This window comes from Flavobacterium sp. ST-158 (assembly GCF_058309975.1).
Map to the genome: position 1 here is coordinate 698444 of NZ_JBZEEN010000001.1, position 19647 is coordinate 718090.

12 protein-coding genes are annotated in these 19647 nt (G+C 36.2%); 5 read left to right on the plus strand and 7 right to left on the minus strand.

Annotation, left to right across the window (positions count from 1 at the left end):
• Positions 1-2: 2 nt before the first annotated feature.
• Both AC4FRF_RS02965 and AC4FRF_RS02970 read left to right on the plus strand, forming a co-directional pair.
• Entirely contained in the window at positions 3-515 is a 513-nt protein-coding gene (locus tag AC4FRF_RS02965; protein WP_491157963.1) for a DUF2480 family protein, read from the plus strand.
• Between the two features lie 18 nt (positions 516-533).
• Positions 534-1385 (plus strand): DUF3078 domain-containing protein, encoded by an 852-nt coding sequence (locus tag AC4FRF_RS02970; RefSeq protein ID WP_491157964.1) that lies wholly within the window; start codon positions 534-536, stop codon positions 1383-1385.
• Positions 1386-1470: 85 nt separating this feature from the next.
• Here AC4FRF_RS02970 and hflX read toward each other — a convergent pair whose 3' ends face one another.
• Both hflX and AC4FRF_RS02980 read right to left on the minus strand, forming a co-directional pair.
• A complete protein-coding gene (hflX, locus tag AC4FRF_RS02975; RefSeq protein WP_491157965.1) occupies positions 1471-2703 on the minus strand; it encodes a GTPase HflX in 1233 nt (410 codons plus the stop codon).
• A 105-nt stretch (positions 2704-2808) separates the two neighbouring features.
• Positions 2809-3285 (minus strand): FKBP-type peptidyl-prolyl cis-trans isomerase, encoded by a 477-nt coding sequence (locus tag AC4FRF_RS02980; RefSeq protein WP_491157966.1) that lies wholly within the window; start codon positions 3283-3285, stop codon positions 2809-2811.
• A 207-nt stretch (positions 3286-3492) separates the two neighbouring features.
• Here AC4FRF_RS02980 and AC4FRF_RS02985 point away from each other — a divergent pair, with 207 nt between their 5' ends.
• The 3 genes from AC4FRF_RS02985 (at position 3493) to AC4FRF_RS02995 (ending at position 11386) form a co-directional block, all read left to right on the plus strand.
• Positions 3493-9432 carry a rhamnogalacturonan lyase family protein gene (locus tag AC4FRF_RS02985; protein WP_491157967.1) on the plus strand — a complete coding sequence of 1980 codons (5940 nt, stop codon included), beginning with the start codon at positions 3493-3495 and terminating at the stop codon, positions 9430-9432.
• The gene (locus AC4FRF_RS02990) at positions 9429-10124 is read left to right on the plus strand and encodes a hypothetical protein (protein ID WP_491157968.1); all 696 of its coding nucleotides are present in this window, start codon (positions 9429-9431) and stop codon (positions 10122-10124) included. Before AC4FRF_RS02985 ends, AC4FRF_RS02990 begins: the two co-directional genes overlap by 4 nt.
• Positions 10125-10267: 143 nt before the next feature.
• Complete coding sequence (locus AC4FRF_RS02995; RefSeq protein WP_491157969.1) at positions 10268-11386, plus strand: hypothetical protein; 1119 nt, start codon at positions 10268-10270, stop codon at positions 11384-11386.
• Here the strand turns inward: AC4FRF_RS02995 and AC4FRF_RS03000 are convergent.
• From AC4FRF_RS03000 to AC4FRF_RS03020, 5 genes are all read right to left on the minus strand, one after another.
• Entirely contained in the window at positions 11383-12723 is a 1341-nt protein-coding gene (locus AC4FRF_RS03000; protein WP_491157970.1) for a DUF5689 domain-containing protein, read from the minus strand. The genes AC4FRF_RS02995 and AC4FRF_RS03000 overlap by 4 nt on opposite strands.
• Positions 12724-12741: 18 nt before the next feature.
• Complete coding sequence (locus AC4FRF_RS03005; RefSeq protein ID WP_491157971.1) at positions 12742-15579, minus strand: TonB-dependent receptor; 2838 nt, start codon at positions 15577-15579, stop codon at positions 12742-12744.
• Between the two features lie 405 nt (positions 15580-15984).
• The gene (locus AC4FRF_RS03010) at positions 15985-17199 is read right to left on the minus strand and encodes an MFS transporter (protein WP_491157972.1); all 1215 of its coding nucleotides are present in this window, start codon (positions 17197-17199) and stop codon (positions 15985-15987) included.
• A gap of 194 nt (positions 17200-17393) precedes the next feature.
• The gene (locus AC4FRF_RS03015) at positions 17394-18434 is read right to left on the minus strand and encodes a Gfo/Idh/MocA family protein (RefSeq protein WP_491157973.1); all 1041 of its coding nucleotides are present in this window, start codon (positions 18432-18434) and stop codon (positions 17394-17396) included.
• 104 nt (positions 18435-18538) lie between these two features.
• Positions 18539-19618, minus strand: coding sequence for an NADH:flavin oxidoreductase/NADH oxidase (locus AC4FRF_RS03020; RefSeq protein WP_491157974.1), 1080 nt, complete (start codon positions 19616-19618; stop codon positions 18539-18541).
• Between the last annotated feature and the right edge of the window lie 29 nt (positions 19619-19647).

Below are 19647 nucleotides of genomic sequence, written 5' to 3' on the forward strand. Positions count from 1 at the left end.
AAATGGAAGAAATTGTAAATAAAGTGGCAAATAGTGCCTTGGAAGTTTTCGACTTAGAAGATTACTATCCAAAGGGCATTCGTACGCAAATTGATATTTCGCAATGGTTGTTAGAAGGATTTTTATTAAAAGAAAAAGACTTTAGAGAACAACTAAAAAATCATGATTGGACACAATACCAAGACCATCTTGTGTCTATTAATTGCAGTACTGATGCTATTGTTCCTGCTTGGGCTTCCATTTTAGTTGCTGTACAATTAGCTCCTTTTGCTAAAAAAATCATTGACGGAAACCGCGAAGATATGGATGCTGCTCTATACGAAGAATTGTTACCTAAAATAGATTATACGGCTTATGAAAACAAAGCTGTAATTATAAAAGGTTGTTCTAAAAAACCAGTTCCTATGCGTGCTTATGTTTTGGCAGCGCATTATTTACAGCCTTTTGCCAGAAGTATTATGTATGGAGAAGCCTGTTCGGCAGTTCCTTTATATAAAGCCAAAAAACAATCTTAACCAAATGTACCTCAACCTATGAAAAAAACAATGCTTTCCCTTGTTTTAATTGTAGCAACACTTACAATTCAAGCGCAAGAAACAGTAAAAGACACAACTAAATTATGGACAACTAAAGGCAATATGTCCTTGTTACTAAGCCAATCTGCTTATAACAAACAGTGGTTAGGCGGTGGAACCACTAACGTAGCTGGAAATTTTGGCTTAAACTATGATTTCAATTATAAAAAAGGTGATGTAGTTTGGGATAATAAATTTATTCTAGCTTATGGACTAAGTAAAATAAAAGGAAATGAGAGAATGGCAAAAACTGATGACCGCATTGAATTGAATTCACTTTGGGGTAAAAAATCGGCGGCTAAAAACTGGTACTATTCCATGTATTTTAATTTCAAATCGCAAATGGATACAGGCGTTGACAAAAATGACGTGAAAATATCTCATTTTTTCTCTCCAGCATATTTCCAGTTTGGTCCTGGATTCTTATGGAAAAAAGACAACAATTTAAGTGTAAACTTTGCACCAGCAGCGGGAAAATTAATTTTGGTACACCAACATTTTACTGATTTAGGTCCATCTTTTGGCGTTTTACAAGGAGATAATTCCCGTTTTGAATTAGGAGCAAGCGTATCAGCTTATTATAAATTTAGCCCTATAACTAATGTGTCTATTGAAAATATCCTAAATTTATATTCTAACTATTTAGAAGACCCTCAAAATGTAGATATTAATTACCAAATGAATGTGGTGATGAAAATAAACAAATATCTTTCGGCAAATATCAATATGCAAACCATATACGATGACAACTCTATTAAAGCTTTTCAGGTAAAAGAAATATTTGGATTAGGAATTAATTACGGTTTCTAATTTCCATAACTATACATAAAAAAATCCCTTTTTAGAATTGATTCTGAAAAGGGATTTTTTATTGCTTAACAATTTTTTTGAGAAGTTATTCTTTTTCCTCTTTTTCAATGGCATCCTTATAATCAGGATACAGGAATTTATTGTACGGAAAACGCGTAATGTGAATTTGGCGCACGGCTTCGTAAACTCTTTCTCTGAATTCTTCGAAGTTTTCTTTGTTGGTAGCCGAAATAAACAATGCCTTTTCCTCTCCTACACGACTCATCCAAGTAGATTTCCACTCTTCTAACGTATAATGTTTGGTCGTTTTTTCAGTCATCAAATCGTCTTCATCAATGGTCAAATGTCGGTAAGAATCAATTTTATTGAAAACCATAATTACAGGTTTATCAGCCGCTTTGATATCTAGTAAAATTTGGTTTACCGATGCAATATGATCTTCAAAATCAGGGTGAGAAATATCCACCACATGCAACAATAAATCGGCTTCGCGGACCTCATCCAGCGTACTTTTGAACGAATCCACCAATTGAGTTGGCAACTTTCTAATAAATCCAACAGTATCCGAAAGCAAGAAAGGCAGGTTTTTAATCACCACTTTTCGAACCGTTGTGTCTAGTGTAGCAAACAATTTATTCTCTACAAAAACATCACTTTTACCAATGGCGTTCATCAAAGTTGATTTTCCCACATTGGTATAACCTACTAAAGCCACACGAACCATAGCACCGCGATTGCTGCGTTGCACTCCCATTTGTTTATCAATGGTTTTGATTTTTTCTTTCAATAACGAAATTCGATCACGGACAATACGACGGTCGGTTTCAATCTCCGTTTCTCCTGGACCACGCATCCCAATCCCCCCTTTTTGACGCTCCAAGTGTGTCCACAATCCCGAAAGACGTGGCAACAAATAGATACATTGTGCCAGCTCCACTTGGGTTCTAGCATAGGAAGTTTCGGCTCGTTGTGCAAAAATATCCAGAATAAGATTGGTTCTGTCCAGAATTTTACAATCGATAATTTTAGAGATATTTTTTTGTTGTGAAGGCGTTAACTCGTCATCAAAAATAATAGTCGAGATTCCGTTTTCTTTAACATAATAATGAATTTCTTCTATTTTACCGGTTCCCAAAAAAGTCTTCGGATTCGGTTTATCCATTTTTTGCGAAAAACGCTTTACCACCTGTCCACCAGCAGTGTAAGTCAAAAACTCCAACTCATCGAGATACTCATTGAGTTTCTCCTCACTTTGATTTTGAGTTACAATACCTACAATGACCGATTTTTCAAAATTTATTACTTCTTTTTCTAACATGTTTTTAAATAAGGCTACAAATTTAATGATTTGTTACGTAGAAACCTGATTTTATAATTACTTAAAAACCACGACAAAACATTAACATTTTCCGAAAAGAAGCTTTTAGTTTACTGAAATTAGTTTCACTTCAAAAATAAGTACCGAACCTCCAGGAATACTGGCATAATCATTACCTCCATAACCTAGTTTTGCAGGAATAACAAGGATAGCACTTCCACCTTCTTTTAAATACGAAATACCTTCAGTCCATCCTTTTACTACTTGACCCAAACCAAAAGAGATTCCTTTTTCATCACTTTGATCAAATACTTTTCCATCCATAAAATAACCTTTGTATACCACGGTTACATTAGATGCCGGAGTAGCTTGCTTACCCGTTCCAGGATCATTGATTACATAGTACAATCCAGATTCGCTTTTAGTTCCTTTTAATCCTTTTTCAGCAACATATTTTTCAATTTGCTTTTCATTCTTAGCGATATAAGGAATTTCACTTGGAGCTTCGCTAGAATTGTTGCTTTCTTTTTTACAAGAAATAAAAAGAGTTACAACCAATAGTGCTGTTAATAGCTGTTTCATAATATTTTTTTTTTAATGGTCAAATATAGTAAAATCAACTCTGACTTCTCTAAATTGATTTTAGAGTTTAATTAATTCCTATTTTACAATAAACAAATCCAACTTACCTGTTTGAATTTCAGGACAGCACAAGACACTACAGGATGCTAATTATCAACTTTCCACTTAAATTTACCTCCTAACTATTAACCAATAACCAAAAAATTTATGAATAGAAAAACTACTTTTTCTTATCATCAACTGCGCTTTACAATCAGTATGACGATATATTTTTTTCTGTGTTGCTTTTCGTCCAATGCTCAGCAATGGAATATTTTAGGGAATGAAGAACAAATTTCCGCAGTCGCTTCATCATATACCAACATTGCCGTGGTAAAAAATGGAGCCAATTTTATTCCTTATGTTGTATTTACTGAAAGCGGAGTACCGAAAGTAAAAAAACGCTTGACTGATGGTACTTGGGAGCAGGTGGGCACTGATTTAGGATCAAGCACATCTTACACACAAATTTTTGCAGATCTTGTAGGTAACCTGTATGTTGCTTACATTGACGGCTCTACAAGTTCTAAATTAGCGGTGAAAAAATATGATTATGTAGCCGGCACTTGGGATCCTTTGAATCCTTCCGACAGTAATTCGCTTTATGTTTCAACCGGTAATATCAATCAAGCAAGTACTAAATTTTCAGGACAAAGATTCTCTATCGCATTTGATTCTTTCAATACAATTTATGTTGCTTTTGCTGATGCAGGTTTGATCCCTTATGTCAAAAAATTCAATACTGACACAACTAGCTGGGAAACAGTTGGAAACGGCCCTGCTACTACAGGTATAGCAGCATTACCAAGTTTAACTATTGATTCGAATGACAAACCTTGGTTAGCATACACAAGTTTAACTACAACAGGAGACACTACTGGAACTTTAGCGCTTTTTAGTTTTAATGGTACAACTTGGGAAGAAAGTATAAACCCTACCCCAATTGGTGGACTACGTCAAATATGTTTAGCTAATAACGGAAACAACAATCTTTGTATGGCAATGTTTGATACAGCAAACACAAACAGAACAACTGTCATCCAATTTGACAAAACAACTTCTAGCTGGAGCGGTAAAACAACATTATCATCAAGAGATGGTCAATATATTAGTTTGATTAATGATCCAAACAATAATGTGTATTGCTCTTATATTGACAAATATAGTGGCTCCTCCTATGTACAAGTTGCCCGAGTCCACAAATTAGAAGCCGGTGGTACATCATGGACAGAATTAACAGACAAAAATGCCAGTCGTGGAATAGATGAACCAACAGGAAACCTGGCTATTACCATTAGCGGCTCAGCTTATCCTTATGTAGTTTACACAAAATCGAATTCTAACAGCATTACAACACCGATTGCCAGATTGTATGTTCCGCCACCACCTCCAGCTATTCTTACAACTAATAATCCAACTGACATAGCAACAACAACTGTTACTTCCGGTGGAAACATTACTTCTGATGGTGGAGTAGCAGTAACAGAAAGAGGTGTTGTGTATAGCAATAGCAATTCCAGCCCTACTATCAATGATGGAAAAGTAGTTGATGTTTCTGCAGGTTTAGGTGAATATTCAGTGACACTATCAGGATTAATTCCGGGAACTTTTTATTATACAAGAGCTTATGCCATTAATGGCGGGGCTGCATCTTATGGAAATACAGTTAGAGTAAACACCTTGCAAATTCCGGATGCAGTTGTTAGCACCCCAAAACAAATGGAATACTTAACCAGAGGGCTTGTTGCTATCCAAAAAACCTCAAATTCGGTATTTTTAAGTTGGAGATTCTTAGGCGACGACCCTAAAAGTATTGCTTTTAACATATATCGTAATGGCGTTAAAGTAAATAGCTCACCAATTACAACTTCAACCAATTATACAGATATAACAACTACTTCTAATAACAATTACAGTATTACGACTATTATAAATGGAGTGGAGAGCGAACAAACGACTCCGGTAAATATATGGGCTTTGAACACTTTTAATTCCAGTGGTCATCATAACAAATTATATATCCCCTTACAAATTCCAGATGGTGGTACTTTACCCGATGGCCGCACGTATACTTATACCGCTAATGATGCTTCTGTTGGTGATGTTGATGGTGATGGTACTTATGAGATTATCTTAAAATGGGATCCAACTATTGTTAATGACAATGCAGGAGGATACAGTGGTAAACAAATTTTTGATTGTTATAAACTTGATGGTACCAAACTTTGGCGAATTGACTTGGGATACAATGTTAATGCCGGACCTCATTACAATCAATTTATGGTATATGATTTTGATGGTGACGGTAAAGCAGAAATGATCTTAAAAACAGCTGATGGTACCATTGATGGACAAGGAAATGTAATTGGTAATGCATCGGTAGATTATCGTAATACTTCAGGATGGGTACAGGACGGACCTGAATACCTAACCGTATTTAACGGTTTAACCGGTGCCGCTATGGCTACTATAGATTACCAACCAGCTCGTGACAATGTATCTGACTGGGGTGACAGTTATGGAAACCGACAGGATCGTTTTGTTTCGGCGATTGCTTATTTGGATGGTGCCAGACCAAGTTTAATTGTGGGGCGTGGTTATTACAACCGATTAGTACGTGCTGCCTACAACTGGCGTAATGGACAATTAACGATGTTATGGAAATTTGACAGTAAAGACCCATTGCACCCTGAATACAATGCCTATTCTGGTCAAGGAAATCACCAAATGACGGTAGGAGACGTAGACGGCGATGGAAAAGATGAAATTATCAATGGTTCAAGTGCTATTAATGATGATGGAAAACCTCTTTGGACATATGCTTTGGGACATGGAGATGCCTTACACATGACTGATATGGATTTAGATATACCAGGACAAGAAATTTGGATTAACTTAGAAGCTCCAGGTTCATATGATGGATTGGGATTAAGACAATATGATGCTAAAACAGGCCAGACCAATTGGGGTATTGGAACTACAGGAGATGTAGGTCGTTCTATGGCTGCCGATTTAGATCCTTACTTCAAAGGATATGAAATGTGGGGGTCTTCCGGTGACAGTGTATATGATGTAAAAGGAAACGCTATTAGTTCTAACAAACCTTCTTACAATTTTGGTATTTGGTGGGACGGCGATTTAGGTCGCGAATTATTTGACAAAAATTATATCGATAAATGGAACCCTACTGCTAAAAGTGCAGGACGTTTATATACAATTTATAATGATTATCCTGTAACTTATAACAATAGTACAAAGGCCAACCCTTGCTTACAAGCAGACATTTTGGGAGACTGGAGAGAGGAATTAATTATGCGTAAATCAGACAATACTGAATTGGTTATTTTCACTACAGATACACCAACAGATTACCGAATTCCAACATTAATGCATGATCCGCAATACCGTACTGCTATCGCCTGGCAAAATTCGGCATACAACCAACCTCCTTATCCTAGCTATTACATTGGTTATGATATGGACGTAAATAATATTCCAACAGCAAAAATTACAATAGCAGGTCATTCCACTACGGGAGTAACATCAATTTCAAGAAAAACACCTGCAGCGGCATCAACTAATGCCTCATCTGTTACCTACAATGTTTTATTTTCAGCCAATGTAAGCGGGGTTGATAGTAGTGATTTTAGTATAATAGCTACAGGTAATGCTGTTGGAACTGTTGCTTCGGTGACCGCTGTCTCAGCTTCTTCATATGATGTCACAGTTAATACTATAAGCGGAAATGGAACTTTACGTTTAGATTTGAAAGCTAGTGGTACCGGAATTACTGACGATTCGAGTAATGCTATCACTAGTGGTTTTACTTCCGGTGAAATTTACACCATAGACAACACATTACCTACATTGAGTACGGTAACTTTTGCCTCAAATAATGCTACTACTACTTTGGCTAAGACAGCAAATACTGTAACGCTAAACTTTACAGCTTCAGAAAGTATTGCTAATATTGGAGTAACTATTGCGGGAAATTCTGTAACGGCTACTAACACAAGCGGAAATAATTACACGGTTACGTATACAATGACTTCTTCCGATATGGAAGGAATAATTCCTTTTTCTATCGATTTTAAAGATATTGTCGGAAATTCAGGAACTACTGTTAGCACCACTACCGATGCGAAAACTGTAACTTTCGACAGAACTGCTCCTATTGTGTCAGCTGTTACATTTACCTCAAATAATGCTAACAATGCCATTGCAAAACTAGGAAGTATTGTTACTCTTAATTTTACAACCTCAGAAGCTATTAGCAGTCCAACAGTAACTATCGCTGGACATACAGTAACAACTTCTAATACTTCCGGTAATAATTATAGCGCAACGTACACGATGACAACTTCTGATACAGAGGGTACAATTCCTTTCACAATTAATGTTGCCGACCTAACTGGAAATGCAGGAGTTCAAGTGACTACAGCAGCCTCTACTATTAGTTTTACCAAAAATGTTACTAGTTTAAGTGCGGTTACAATAGCTTCAAACAATGCAACTACTACTTTGGCAAAAACAGGGGATGTCGTTAGCTTGAATTTTACCGCTTCAGCTACAATAAACAACTTGTCAGTATCCATTGCCGGACATAATGTAACTGCAACAAATGTGAGTGGTAACAGCTATAGTGCTACTTTCACGATGACAAGTACCGATAACGAGGGAGTAATCCCTTTTTCAATTGCATTCAAAGATGCTGCCGGAAATGCTATGCCTACTGTTACTGCTTCTACAGATGACAAAACAGTAACTTTTGACAAAACAAATCCAACACTTTCAACTGTTACAATAGTATCCAACAATGCAACTACTACTTTGGCTAAAACAGCAAATACAGTTAGCTTAAACTTTACTGCATCTGAAAGTATTTCTGTTACTAATGTAAACATTGCAGGTCATACGGTAACGGCTACTAACACAAGCGGAAATAATTACACGGCTACTTATACAATGTCTTCTTCTGATACGGAAGGAATAGTACCATTTTCAATTCAGTTTAAAGATTTAGCCGGAAATACAGGAAGCACAGTAAGTTCAACGACAGATGCAAAAACAATAACATTTGACCGTACTGTTCCAACATTACCAACGGTAACTTTCACTTCCAGTAATGCCAATACCAAAATGGCAAAAGAAGGAAATGTGGTTACTCTAAACTTTACTTCATCGGAAGCTATTAATACCCCAACAGTTACCATTGCAGGACATACCATTACTGCAACTAATAATTCGGGGAATAACTATAGTGCTTCTTATACTATGGTTACAGCCGATACGGAAGGTATTATTCCTTTTACAATAAATTTTACTGATTTAGCAGGAAATGGAGGAGTTCAGGTAACTACAGCTTCGAGTACAGTGACTTTTAAACATACTACTCCAAAACTAAAAGTATATGTTGAAACACCTACTTGTCCAGGGAAATCGAATGGTAAAATTAGTATTGGTACTGATTTAAACAGTTATACTTACAATCTGACCATTACAGGAAATGGAGTTAATCTAACTTTAACCAATCAAACTATCACCACTACTACCAATTGGGAAAAATCAGATTTTGCCGCAGGGACTTATGTGATAACTATTGCAATTCCATCCATTTCTTTCCAAGAAAGTTACGGTGTAATTGTCAAAGAAATTTCGGCTATTACTGCTAAAAGAGAAGAAACAGACAAAACCATTAGTTATACTGTTTCAGGAAGCAATGAATACATTGTCACTGTCAACGGAATTGTACAAACCTATCTTACCGGAACAACGGAAACGTCTAAAATTGAAATTAATACCGGCTTGCTTCAGACAACTAATACTGTGACTATAGCAACTAACAGTGACTGTCAGGAAAAGGTAGAAGATAATTTCAATCTCAGTCCGTCAGTAACAATCCATCCTAATCCAACGACCGATGTTGTTTATATACAAGGTGTTAATAAAGGATTGATTCAGTTGTATACCAACAATGGTGCTTTATTGCTTGAGGCCAATGCCGAAAATACTAACAGTATCAATTTAAGTGGTTATTCAACTGGGATGTATTTGATAAAAATTACTCAGGGATGCGAAGTAGAAACTTTTAAAGTTATTTTGAAATGAGAACGATAGAAAAAATAAAAACAATATTCCTGTTAATCGGATTAGGACTTATGACATCCTGCGGTGGAGGAGGCGGAAGTGATACACCTGAAGTAAATTTACCCGAAACACCATCATTATCCTTACCCGTTAACGGCGAAAGCTGCAGCAGTTATACAGTCGTAACTAATAATTCAGCTAAGGCCGAAATAAGCTTTAGCTGGGCTTCGGCTGCCTATGCCACATATTATACTTTAGTAATTAAGCAAGCCGGAGTAGAAGTTGCCAATCAAACTGTTTCGACAAATTCTTTAAAAGTAATTTTGGACAAAGGGAAAACCTATTCCTGGACAATTACTGCTAAAAATAAAGATGGTGAAAAAACCAGTGCTACTTATTCATTCACCACACCCGGAAATCCAGTCGGAAATTATGTACCTTATGCTGCAATAATCAATTTTAGTGTAAACAGCACAACCAGCATGGCCAGTTTATCATGGGTAGGTAAAGACGAAGATTCGAATGCCAGCACTTTGAAATATGATATCGAAATCAAAAAAGACAATGTGGTTATTCAATCATTGACGAATCAAACGGTTACTTCAATTGCCGATTTTGTAGCGGTGTTAAATTCAAACTATCAAATAAAAATTAACACAATTGATGCGCAAGGGTCTTATTCGACATCGATTCTAAGCTATACTTACCAATAAGCCTCAGCAAAGCCAATTCAGATTAAAATAGAATCAGAAAAGGCATTTCAAAAAATAGTTTATTTTTGTTTGGGCTCTATTAATAAACCTAAAAACAGGCGGCTCGTTATTTAAATTTCGAGCCGCTTTTTTAATTCAAACCAATGAAAAAAACCATAGCCATTTTATTTTTTCTACTTTCCTTTTTCCTACCCGCAATTTCAAATTCTGGGAAGTTATTGGCACATATTGACAAAATGATTTTTCTTCAGGGAAAAGTAGGAGAAAGAACCTTAACCTTAAAAATCAAATGCTATAACGAATCTTCTGTACGTTATTTGGACTATTTTTTTAATGATAAAAAAACAGATCAGTACATGGAAGGCAATCTCATTGGTAATGCCTGGCAATTTATCTCATTGGAAACAGACAAAAAAGAAAAAAATCTGGTTATCAGAGAGGAAAAAGATGGCAATTGGAAAGGTTATTGGCGCGAAGCTTCTGATAAGAAAATAAATATAATACTCTATCCCGTAAACATAAATCCCGAAGCTAACTATTTTTATTACTCAAAAACCAAAGAATTAGACCCTTATGAAAGCTACAAAGTTTCTATTTTTCAACTGGATAAAATTGAAACCGAAAAAGCAGCTAAAAATTTTCAATTAGAGTGGTTAACCGAAAAGGAATCCGGAATCTCTTTTTTCAGATTACAAAGTGAAAACAAAAAAGTAAGCTGTGATACCATTAACAAAAACCTTGAACAAATTCAGTTGGCCATCCTTCAGGATTGTTTTCGTTTCAACCCAAACAGAAGCAATCTGAATATTCAGGCTGAACTGCTTTATCTCAATGAAGGCATTATTAGTTTCAAAATAATAACTTCTATGTCTTTTAAAAACCAGCCAGAAGTTAAAACACAACAGTTTTTTACCTTAGATATGCAAACAGGACAATCTGTAGATTTGGAAAGTTTAATTTGGTTAGATCCCCAAAATCCAAAACCAGCTGCACATGAAATTACACAAACTTATGAATATCGTAAAGCCATATTTGCTCCAAAATTATTCTCTATTTTAAGCAAAATTTATCCGCAACAAATGCAAAACACTGATTGCAAACTCAACGAAGTTACCAGCTGGGCCATACCTAATTTTGCCCTAACTAAAAAAGGAATTTTGTTTTGTCTATCCTATTCTAAAGATTGTAATCTAATGGATTGGGCAATTATTCCGTATGAAAGATTAACGCAATATCTGGAAAAAAAATACCGTTTAAACTAATCCCCATAAATCTGTACGTCATCTACTTGAAAAGTACCATCTAATGCTAAATCTTTCCCAGAACCAATGTACTTGAAAGCAATATTAATTTTTCCGATATAGGATGATAAATCAATCGCTCCCGAACCCATAAATTCATTCCAGGGTGTAACTTGCGTTGGTACTCGGGCTGAAAGAGGAATCCAAGTTGCTGTTTTAACATTAGCACCATCAAAATTAGTTGAAACATAGACTTCCAAGGTATTTAAAGGAGAATCGACATCCAAATGATTTTGTGCCGAACGGAAAGAAAGCGTTTCATTGGTATGCTCATCCATGTCGATTTTTGGCGAAATCAACCAAACAATATTGGATACTACCTTTGTTCCTGTTATGGCAAATTCAGCATACCCATTGGTGGAAGTGATTCCGCCTTTCCAAACAATAGCACCCGCTTCAATAATATTACTCCAGCCTGGCAAACTTAAATTAGTACCATCGGAAACCGTCTGGAAATCTTCCACGAAAAAAGGAATATTTCTGGTTCCTGACATTTGAATATCAGCTTCTTTTCGGGCAATTAATTGATAATCGGTAGCATACTTAGTCAAAACTCCACGTACTTTTCCACTTCCTGCAGGAACAATACTTTTGGAAAAATCGGCATAAGAACTGGTTCTTAAAATCAATTGATTGCCATTTTTGTCCACCAAATTCCAATTGGTCGCTCCGCCTACATCATTGACCTCTTCATAATATTTTCGTCCAATGGCTGGTTCAGTAAATTGTACCTCATCCAATTCGATAAGCGTATTCAAGTAGCTATCATCAATATCCCCCAAACCAATCGAACGCAGCAATTGCTCTTCTTTTACATTGGTACAGGAAGCATGTAACACGTTTTTATAATCATTTTGCGAAAGCCTACCTACTCCACCCTGATTATATGGACTCACATATAAACCGCCTATTCGCAAGCCGCCATAATACAAATCGGTGTATTGATCTTTTAATTTCACATACACCTTATTTCCTATTCGATAATCCACATATAAATTAGTCACATCAACAGGAACAGAAAAACCTTGTGCAGGAGTTGTAGCTGTCGCCAGAGTTTGCAACGAAATGGTTTTAAAAAAATTTCCGTTTTCATCGCTCGAAACCACATAGGCTTCTATCACATCGTCATAAAGATATTGGGCGACAATTTCGGCAGTAGTTTCTTTGATATTCGCTACAGTTTTATTTACTGCGAAATCAGGTTGGTTGCAACTCAACTTTGGAATCTCCGTTGCATCATTGACACAAGATTCTAAAACCAGCATCATTAATAAAAATCGAAAAGTATAATTCTTCATAATAACTACCATTTTAAATTAAAAACTGAAATTCAAATTCACAAAATAAGTCCTACCATAACCATAAAAATATTTGTTCCCAAAAGAAGGTGCGTCACTAGAAACATCCTGATTGAGTTGCCTGAAATTAGCATTTCGAGCTTGTTCATAACCACCTGTTTTGTATTTCGTATCTAGAAAATTATTAATGCTCGCAAAAAGTCCGAGGTATTTTCCTTTAATACTCCAAGATTTTCCACCTATAACATTGAGTAAAACTACTGGATCAAATTTTTCTTGTTTTAATAATTCAGCAGCTCTTTCTTCGGTGGCTTCAGGAAAAGGAAGTCCATTGGCTGGATTGGTATAAAACCGATTGGTTCTTGCAATTGGTGAAACATCAATATAATTATCTGTCAAATAATTCACATTTGTTCCTATCCACCAATATTTCGGGTTTCGGTATTCTAAACCTAGGCTATATGCCTGCTGCGGCATTCCGGCCTGTTTGTAATTTTTTAAAAGTGCTGTACCAAAATCAAAAGAAGAATTGGTATTTTCAACGGAAGCCACCGCATCATTGTTAATACTCACATTCGGATTGCTATCATAGGTAAATTGTCCATAAGCCGCCGAAAAACTTGTTTTTAAAGTTGGATTAATTTGGTACTCAAAACTCAATTCGGCTCCAAGATTTTTTCGGTTTAGATGCGTCAACGTCTGACTCACAAAAGCATTAGTATTGCTATAAGCTCCTTCTTTATCAAAAATTCCTTCGGCATAAAAAAAGCTAATTTTAGTTGCATCTTTAATGGTCGAATAATAAGCTGTTACTCTCGATTTTAGTTTTGGAGTTCTAAAAACATAAGTCGCATCCAGACTGTTGAGTGTTTCACTTTCCAAGCCATCAACCACAGTATTATTCAAGCGAGCATTCGAAAAGCTATTTCTCAAATTCGGTGCTTTGGTCAAATGAGCCGCATTAAAACTCAAAGACTGCTTGCCAGATATTTTAAATAGTATTCCGCCTTTGAAACCAAAATTCTCAAAGTTGAGTTTTGGGCTTTCGCCAAAAGAAATTGTTGGATAAATACCATTTTTATACACGCCATTTCGCTGATAATTGGTTATGGAAAAAGATTGCGCCAAATAAAAATCAACTTTATTGTACGAAAATTTAAACTGAGTGAATGCCTGAAATTCAGTTGCCGAAAGCTTATAATTATAGCCATAAGCATCGCCCACTTGAACTTGACGATTCGGATTATTCAAATCCGATTGGGCTTGCGTTCCGCTATAAAATCCATCAATATCTTCAAAAAAAGCACCTCCTAGCAAATCTATTAGTTTTTGATAATTGTGCGATTCCAAATCTCGAAAAGAAACTCCAGCGTTGAGAATCAAGTTTTCATTGAGCTGCGAATTAAAGTTAGAATTTACAGCAATCGTTTTATCATCATTTCGATCTTCATACAACGCATAATGACTTTGAGCAGCTTCGTAGCCAATGATACTTGAATTGGCATCTACAATCGGATTCTGATTCGCCCGATACATCGCTCCCCAATCCATTTGCCGATTCCCTAAAAATGCCAATCTGCTTTTCTCAGCATTATCAGCATCGGGAATAAAATCACCTGAATATTCTCCTTGATCTGGAGCATACATCGACAAATAATAACTCGGCATTTTGCGATAATATGTTGGATCAAGACTATTGGCATTTTGATAATCGATATTGCTGTTGCCCACTTTTCCAAACTGATACATCACTGCCGAATTGAGATTAGTATGATCATTGATTTTAAAATAATGATTCAGCATCACGATAGGTTCTTCAACCGTTTTTACTCTGGAATTTCTTATTTTCCCGTTTTGATAACCCCAATAAGAATTATAAGTTTCACTGGTTAAGTTAGTTACTTCGGCAGTATTGGGCGAATTTTTCCCTCTTTCGTTTGGAGTATAAAATCCGGTAATATTGAGCGAATGTTGGTCGTTTAATTTCTTTTCGACACTTAAAAATAAGGAATTCGCATCATAAGTGGTTCCTTCAAAATGGCCTTCTTGAGCATAGCGTTTTCCTGCCGAAACCACATAAGCCCAACCCGAATTACTCATTCCCGAAGCATAGGTTGCCATGGCGCGCCAACTGTAATTAGTATTGGTTCCCGAAAAAGTGATTCGGCTTCCTGCTCTATAAATAGAAGCTCTAGTATTGATTTCTTGCGTACCCAAAATTCCTCCAAAAGTATAATCGGAAGGAGCAGTTCCTATAGAGAATTCTTGATTTCGTGTGGCATCGTTGAGTCCGCCCCAGTTATTCCATTGCGGTCTGCCATCATACAGTTTATTCATTGGTACACCGTTAATCATGGTAGTAGCATTTTCACTATCTAAACCACGAATTCTAAAACGGGCTTGTCCCCAATTGAAAGCGGCAGCTTGCTGGAAAGCATCTCTGGAAGATTGCAATAATCCAGAAGTATTTTCGGAACTGCTGTTGTCATCGGTTAAATCGTCTTCAAAAAGCTGAATTACGGCGGCTTGCTGATCGGAAACTTGGTCTAAATCGAGCAAAATGGTACCCAAATCCAATGCTAAAGTATTTTCAACCGTGACTGGAAACAAGGCATCTTTGTACCCTTGACTATGAAAAAGCACTAAATAATCGGCTGGCGGAACCGATTCAAAAACAACTATTCCTTCTGAGTTAGTCAGTTGCGTAAAATTGGTATTTTGAATGGAAACTACCACAGCCACTATTGGTTTTAGTGTTTTCGCATCTAAAACTTTAGCTGAAATTTGAACTTCATTTTGCGCCAATATTCCATGAATTGACCCAATTCCCAAAAATATAACCAAAAAATATTTCATAAGCCCAATTAGAATTAACCGCAAAAACCTATGTTGAAAAGATTATTGCATCATTTAATTGAAAAAAAGATAACTTTTAAGCATAAAAAAATATCCCAAAAAGGAATATTTCAACAACAGTATGGATTTCTATTTTTGGAAATTGGGCTTGACTCTAAAAAGAGTCTAACAAATAACAAAAGGGTGGTATTGAATAACTTGTAAAAAGCAGGATCGCACTTTTGAAGTATTAAAAGTAAGAAAAAAATTATTTATACAAATTGTTTTTAGAATCTTTTTTTTCATTATTTTTTTAAATTCCACCTTTTCTAGCCCTGATAGAAACGAAAATCCTTGTTTGCCGGGTTTCGGCATACAAGATTGTAGTGTATAGCAGGAAATAGCTTCTAATAAAAAGTTTAAAAACTATTGAACAGCTTTAATTCTTGGTACTAAAAAAGCAATAATAATTCCGAAGATACCGATAAAGGCAAATGAAAATCGCAGTCCAAACAACTCGGCAATGTATCCAATTACGGGTGGCCCCATTAAAAAACCTAGGAAACTTACACTAGAAACGGCAGTTAATGCTTCGCCCGGAGGAATAGTTGGATGCTTTCCTGCGATGCTATACAATGTAGGTACTATTGTCGAAACACCTAATCCTACTAACATAAAACCGATGGTTGAAGGAATTAAAAACGGCAAAAATACGGCTGTAAAAAGTCCCGTTGAGATTAATGCTCCTCCGGTTTGTATTACTCGTTTTCTTCCAAATTTATTAATCATTCCGTCGCCTAAAAAACGTCCCGTGGCCATCATAATCATAAAAGAAGTGTAGCCCAAAATGATTAATGGTCCGGGCGCCTGAACAATATCTTTAAAGTAAATTCCGCTCCAATCGAACATAATTCCTTCGCTAGCCATTGAGCCAAAACCGATAATTCCTAACCAAATTAACGTCATATCAGGTTTTGAAAACAGTTTTTTCTTCTCGACAGCTTTTCGTTTTTCTTTGGCTTTAACCAAATACCTATAATTGAAAGCAATAAGTAATATTGTAATTATTCCAACAACAATAAAATGATGGTAAGGTGTTAATTTTAAAGCTAGCATTCCTAATCCGACTAATGCTCCTGTAAAACCGGCAAAACTCCATACTCCATGAAAAGAAGCCATAATGGTTCTTTGAAAAAGTTGTTCAGTATAAATGCCTTGGGTGTTTACGGCAATATTGTTCATATTTCCAAAGATTCCAAATAAATACAATCCCAAAGCCAGTTGCCAAGCACTAGTTGCCAGGCCTAAATTAGTCAAACAAAAAGCATACATAGCTAGTGACAACACCACCAAACGATGGCTTCCATAACGTGTGACTAATTTTCCTGAAAATGCCATCATGGTCAATTGTCCAACAGGTAAAGCAAATAAAATAGTACCTAAATCGGCATCACTAAGGTGGAGTGCGACTCTGATGTCTGGAATTCTACTCGCCCAAGTTGCAAAACACAATCCCATTCCGAAATAAAAGGATGAAACAGCAATACGCACTCGGTTCAAATAAGACAGTTTAGCGTTTCTAAAACTCTTCTTAATCTTTCCTTGTGCTCTGAAGCTTCCTATAAAATTTAATCGTAACAAAGGCTTTGTGTTTTAGGGATTGCAGCTGCAAAAATACAAAAAGGAATCTTGGGTTTTAATGATTTGATTTTTAGTAGCTCATAATACATCGTTATCGTTTATAAGTTTGTGCTTAGATGGAACGCAGATAAAACGGATTTTAGCAGATTCATTTAAAATCTGCGCATCTGCGGTTAATATTATACGCAAAAAAACTACAAATCAACTACTCTCTTATCAGCATTACTCTGAATAGCAGCATCAATAATACGCATGACATTAACGCCGTCCTGAGCGGTAACTGGTTCTGGAGTATCATTCACAATAGAATTATAGACTCCATCAAAAAAATCATAATAATTTCCTTGAAGTGTTGGGATTTTTCCGTGCATGATTGTACCATCAATTTCAGTATGTAAAAAACCTTCTTTTTCTAAAGGTTCTGTTCCCCAAGTATCTAAATTTGGTTTTTTCATTACTTTCAAATCATCTTCCTGCACATCGCCACGCGGCTTTAAAAATGAACCTTTTTTACCATGAATTACATAAGCCGGATTCGGTTCGCGTACAAAGAAACTTGCTTTCAATCGTACTCTGAAATCAGCATAATACAACATGATATCGACCCAATCATCTACAACTGAATTTTCTCTTGTCGTTCTTATATCGGCAAAAACAGCTGTTGGAAAACCAAATAAGTACAAAGCTTGATCAATTAAATGTGGCCCTAAATCTTTCAAAATTCCCGAACCCGAATTCACGGTTTCTTTATGAACTTTAGGACTTAAAAGCGGATTGTAACGGTCAAAATGGAATTCGGCTTCTATAATTTCACCCAAAGCACCGTCTGTTAAAATTTGGCGTACCGTTTTTAAATCGCTGTCCCATCTTCTGTTTTGGAAAACGGCTAATTTTAATCCTTTTGCTTTGGCTAAAGCCGCTAATTCTTCTGCTTCCGCTAAAGTAGCTGTGAAAGCTTTTTCTACAATGGCGTGTTTTCCTGCTTCCAAAACTCTTTTGGCATATTCAAAATGAGTGTCAATGGGTGTGTTTACTACTACCAAATCTGCATCCGAAGCCAATATTTCGTCAATAGACGCATAGCTTTTCACTTTCGGATAATCTTCCTGAATTAATTTCTTGCTTCTTTCCCAAGAACCCAATAATTCAAAACCCGGATGCAATTCTAAAAAGGGTGCCTGAAATACTTTGCCGGACATTCCGTAAGAAAGTAAGGCTGCTTTTATTTTTTTCATAATTACTTATTTGTCAAACATTAAAAATTATTTTCCATCATTAAGATATTAAGAAAAATTAAGCTTAACTCTTAATGAAACTTAATACCTTAATGGTTCAATTATTAAATTATTCTTGGTTTTGCTCGTTCGTATTGTACTGGCCAGACTACATCTGTTTCTAATGCTTTCGCAAAATGCAATGCCAAATTAGGATCACGCAACGATTCTCTGGCAAATAAAACCAAATCGGCTTTTCCGCTAACGATAATTTCTTCTGCCTGATGAGCCTCCGTAATTAAACCTACAGCTCCCGTTAAAATTCCTGTTTCTTTTTTTATTTTTTCTGCAAAAGGTACTTGGTAGCCTGGTTCCAATGGAATTTTTTGGTGCGAAACCAATCCGCCCGAAGAAACGTCAATTAAATCGACTCCTTTTTCTTTAAGAATTTTAGAGAATTGTACCGATTCTTCAGCATTCCATCCTCCTTCTGCCCAGTCTGTTGCCGAAATGCGAACAAATAATGGTAAATTTTCAGGCCATTCGGTTTGTACAGCTTCGAGAACTTCCAGCGTAAAACGAATTCGGTTTTCAAAACTTCCGCCATATTCATCTGTTCTGCTATTCGATAATGGTGATAAAAATTGATGATTCAAATAACCATGAGCGGCATGAATTTCAAGCACTTCATAACCCGCTTGAACAGCTCTTCTGGTTGCGGATTTAAAATCTGCAATTAATTTTTGGATTCCGTTTTTATCCAAAGCTTCCGGAAGAAAAGGTTCCGTATCATGATAAGGAATCGCACTTGGTGCTATCGTTTGCCATCCCTCTTCCGATTGCTCAAGTTTTTTGTTTCCTTTCCAAGGCGATGAAACACTGGCTTTTCGACCAGCATGTGCCAATTGAATGCCTGGAACAGCATTCTGACTTTTGATAAAAGCGGTAATGGCTTTCATTTTTTCAATATGCTCGTCTTTCCAAATTCCTAAATCTTCGGGCGAAATTCGGCCTTCGGGAGCCACCGCAGTTGCTTCCTGAATAATCAATGCTGCACCGCCACTGGCACGACTGCCTAAATGTACCAAATGCCAGTCATTAGCAAAACCATCTTGGGATGAATATTGACACATGGGTGAAATCACTATTCGATTTTTAAAACTGATTGATTTAATTTGTATGGGAGAAAATAAACAATTAGCCATATAATTTATTTTTTTGAGAAACGTAAAGT

What these genes read in the sequence shown, in the direction of transcription:
- AC4FRF_RS02965 (WP_491157963.1), top strand. Translation starts at nt 3, where the DNA reads ATGGAAGAAATTGTAAATAAAGTGGCAAATAGTGCCTTGGAAGTTTTC.
- AC4FRF_RS02970 (WP_491157964.1), top strand. Translation starts at nt 534, where the DNA reads ATGAAAAAAACAATGCTTTCCCTTGTTTTAATTGTAGCAACACTTACA.
- hflX (WP_491157965.1), bottom strand. Translation starts at nt 2,703, where the DNA reads ATGTTAGAAAAAGAAGTAATAAATTTTGAAAAATCGGTCATTGTAGGT.
- AC4FRF_RS02980 (WP_491157966.1), bottom strand. Translation starts at nt 3,285, where the DNA reads ATGAAACAGCTATTAACAGCACTATTGGTTGTAACTCTTTTTATTTCT.
- AC4FRF_RS02985 (WP_491157967.1), top strand. Translation starts at nt 3,493, where the DNA reads ATGAATAGAAAAACTACTTTTTCTTATCATCAACTGCGCTTTACAATC.
- AC4FRF_RS02990 (WP_491157968.1), top strand. Translation starts at nt 9,429, where the DNA reads ATGAGAACGATAGAAAAAATAAAAACAATATTCCTGTTAATCGGATTA.
- AC4FRF_RS02995 (WP_491157969.1), top strand. Translation starts at nt 10,268, where the DNA reads ATGAAAAAAACCATAGCCATTTTATTTTTTCTACTTTCCTTTTTCCTA.
- AC4FRF_RS03000 (WP_491157970.1), bottom strand. Translation starts at nt 12,723, where the DNA reads ATGAAGAATTATACTTTTCGATTTTTATTAATGATGCTGGTTTTAGAA.
- AC4FRF_RS03005 (WP_491157971.1), bottom strand. Translation starts at nt 15,579, where the DNA reads ATGAAATATTTTTTGGTTATATTTTTGGGAATTGGGTCAATTCATGGA.
- AC4FRF_RS03015 (WP_491157973.1), bottom strand. Translation starts at nt 18,434, where the DNA reads ATGAAAAAAATAAAAGCAGCCTTACTTTCTTACGGAATGTCCGGCAAA.
- AC4FRF_RS03020 (WP_491157974.1), bottom strand. Translation starts at nt 19,618, where the DNA reads ATGGCTAATTGTTTATTTTCTCCCATACAAATTAAATCAATCAGTTTT.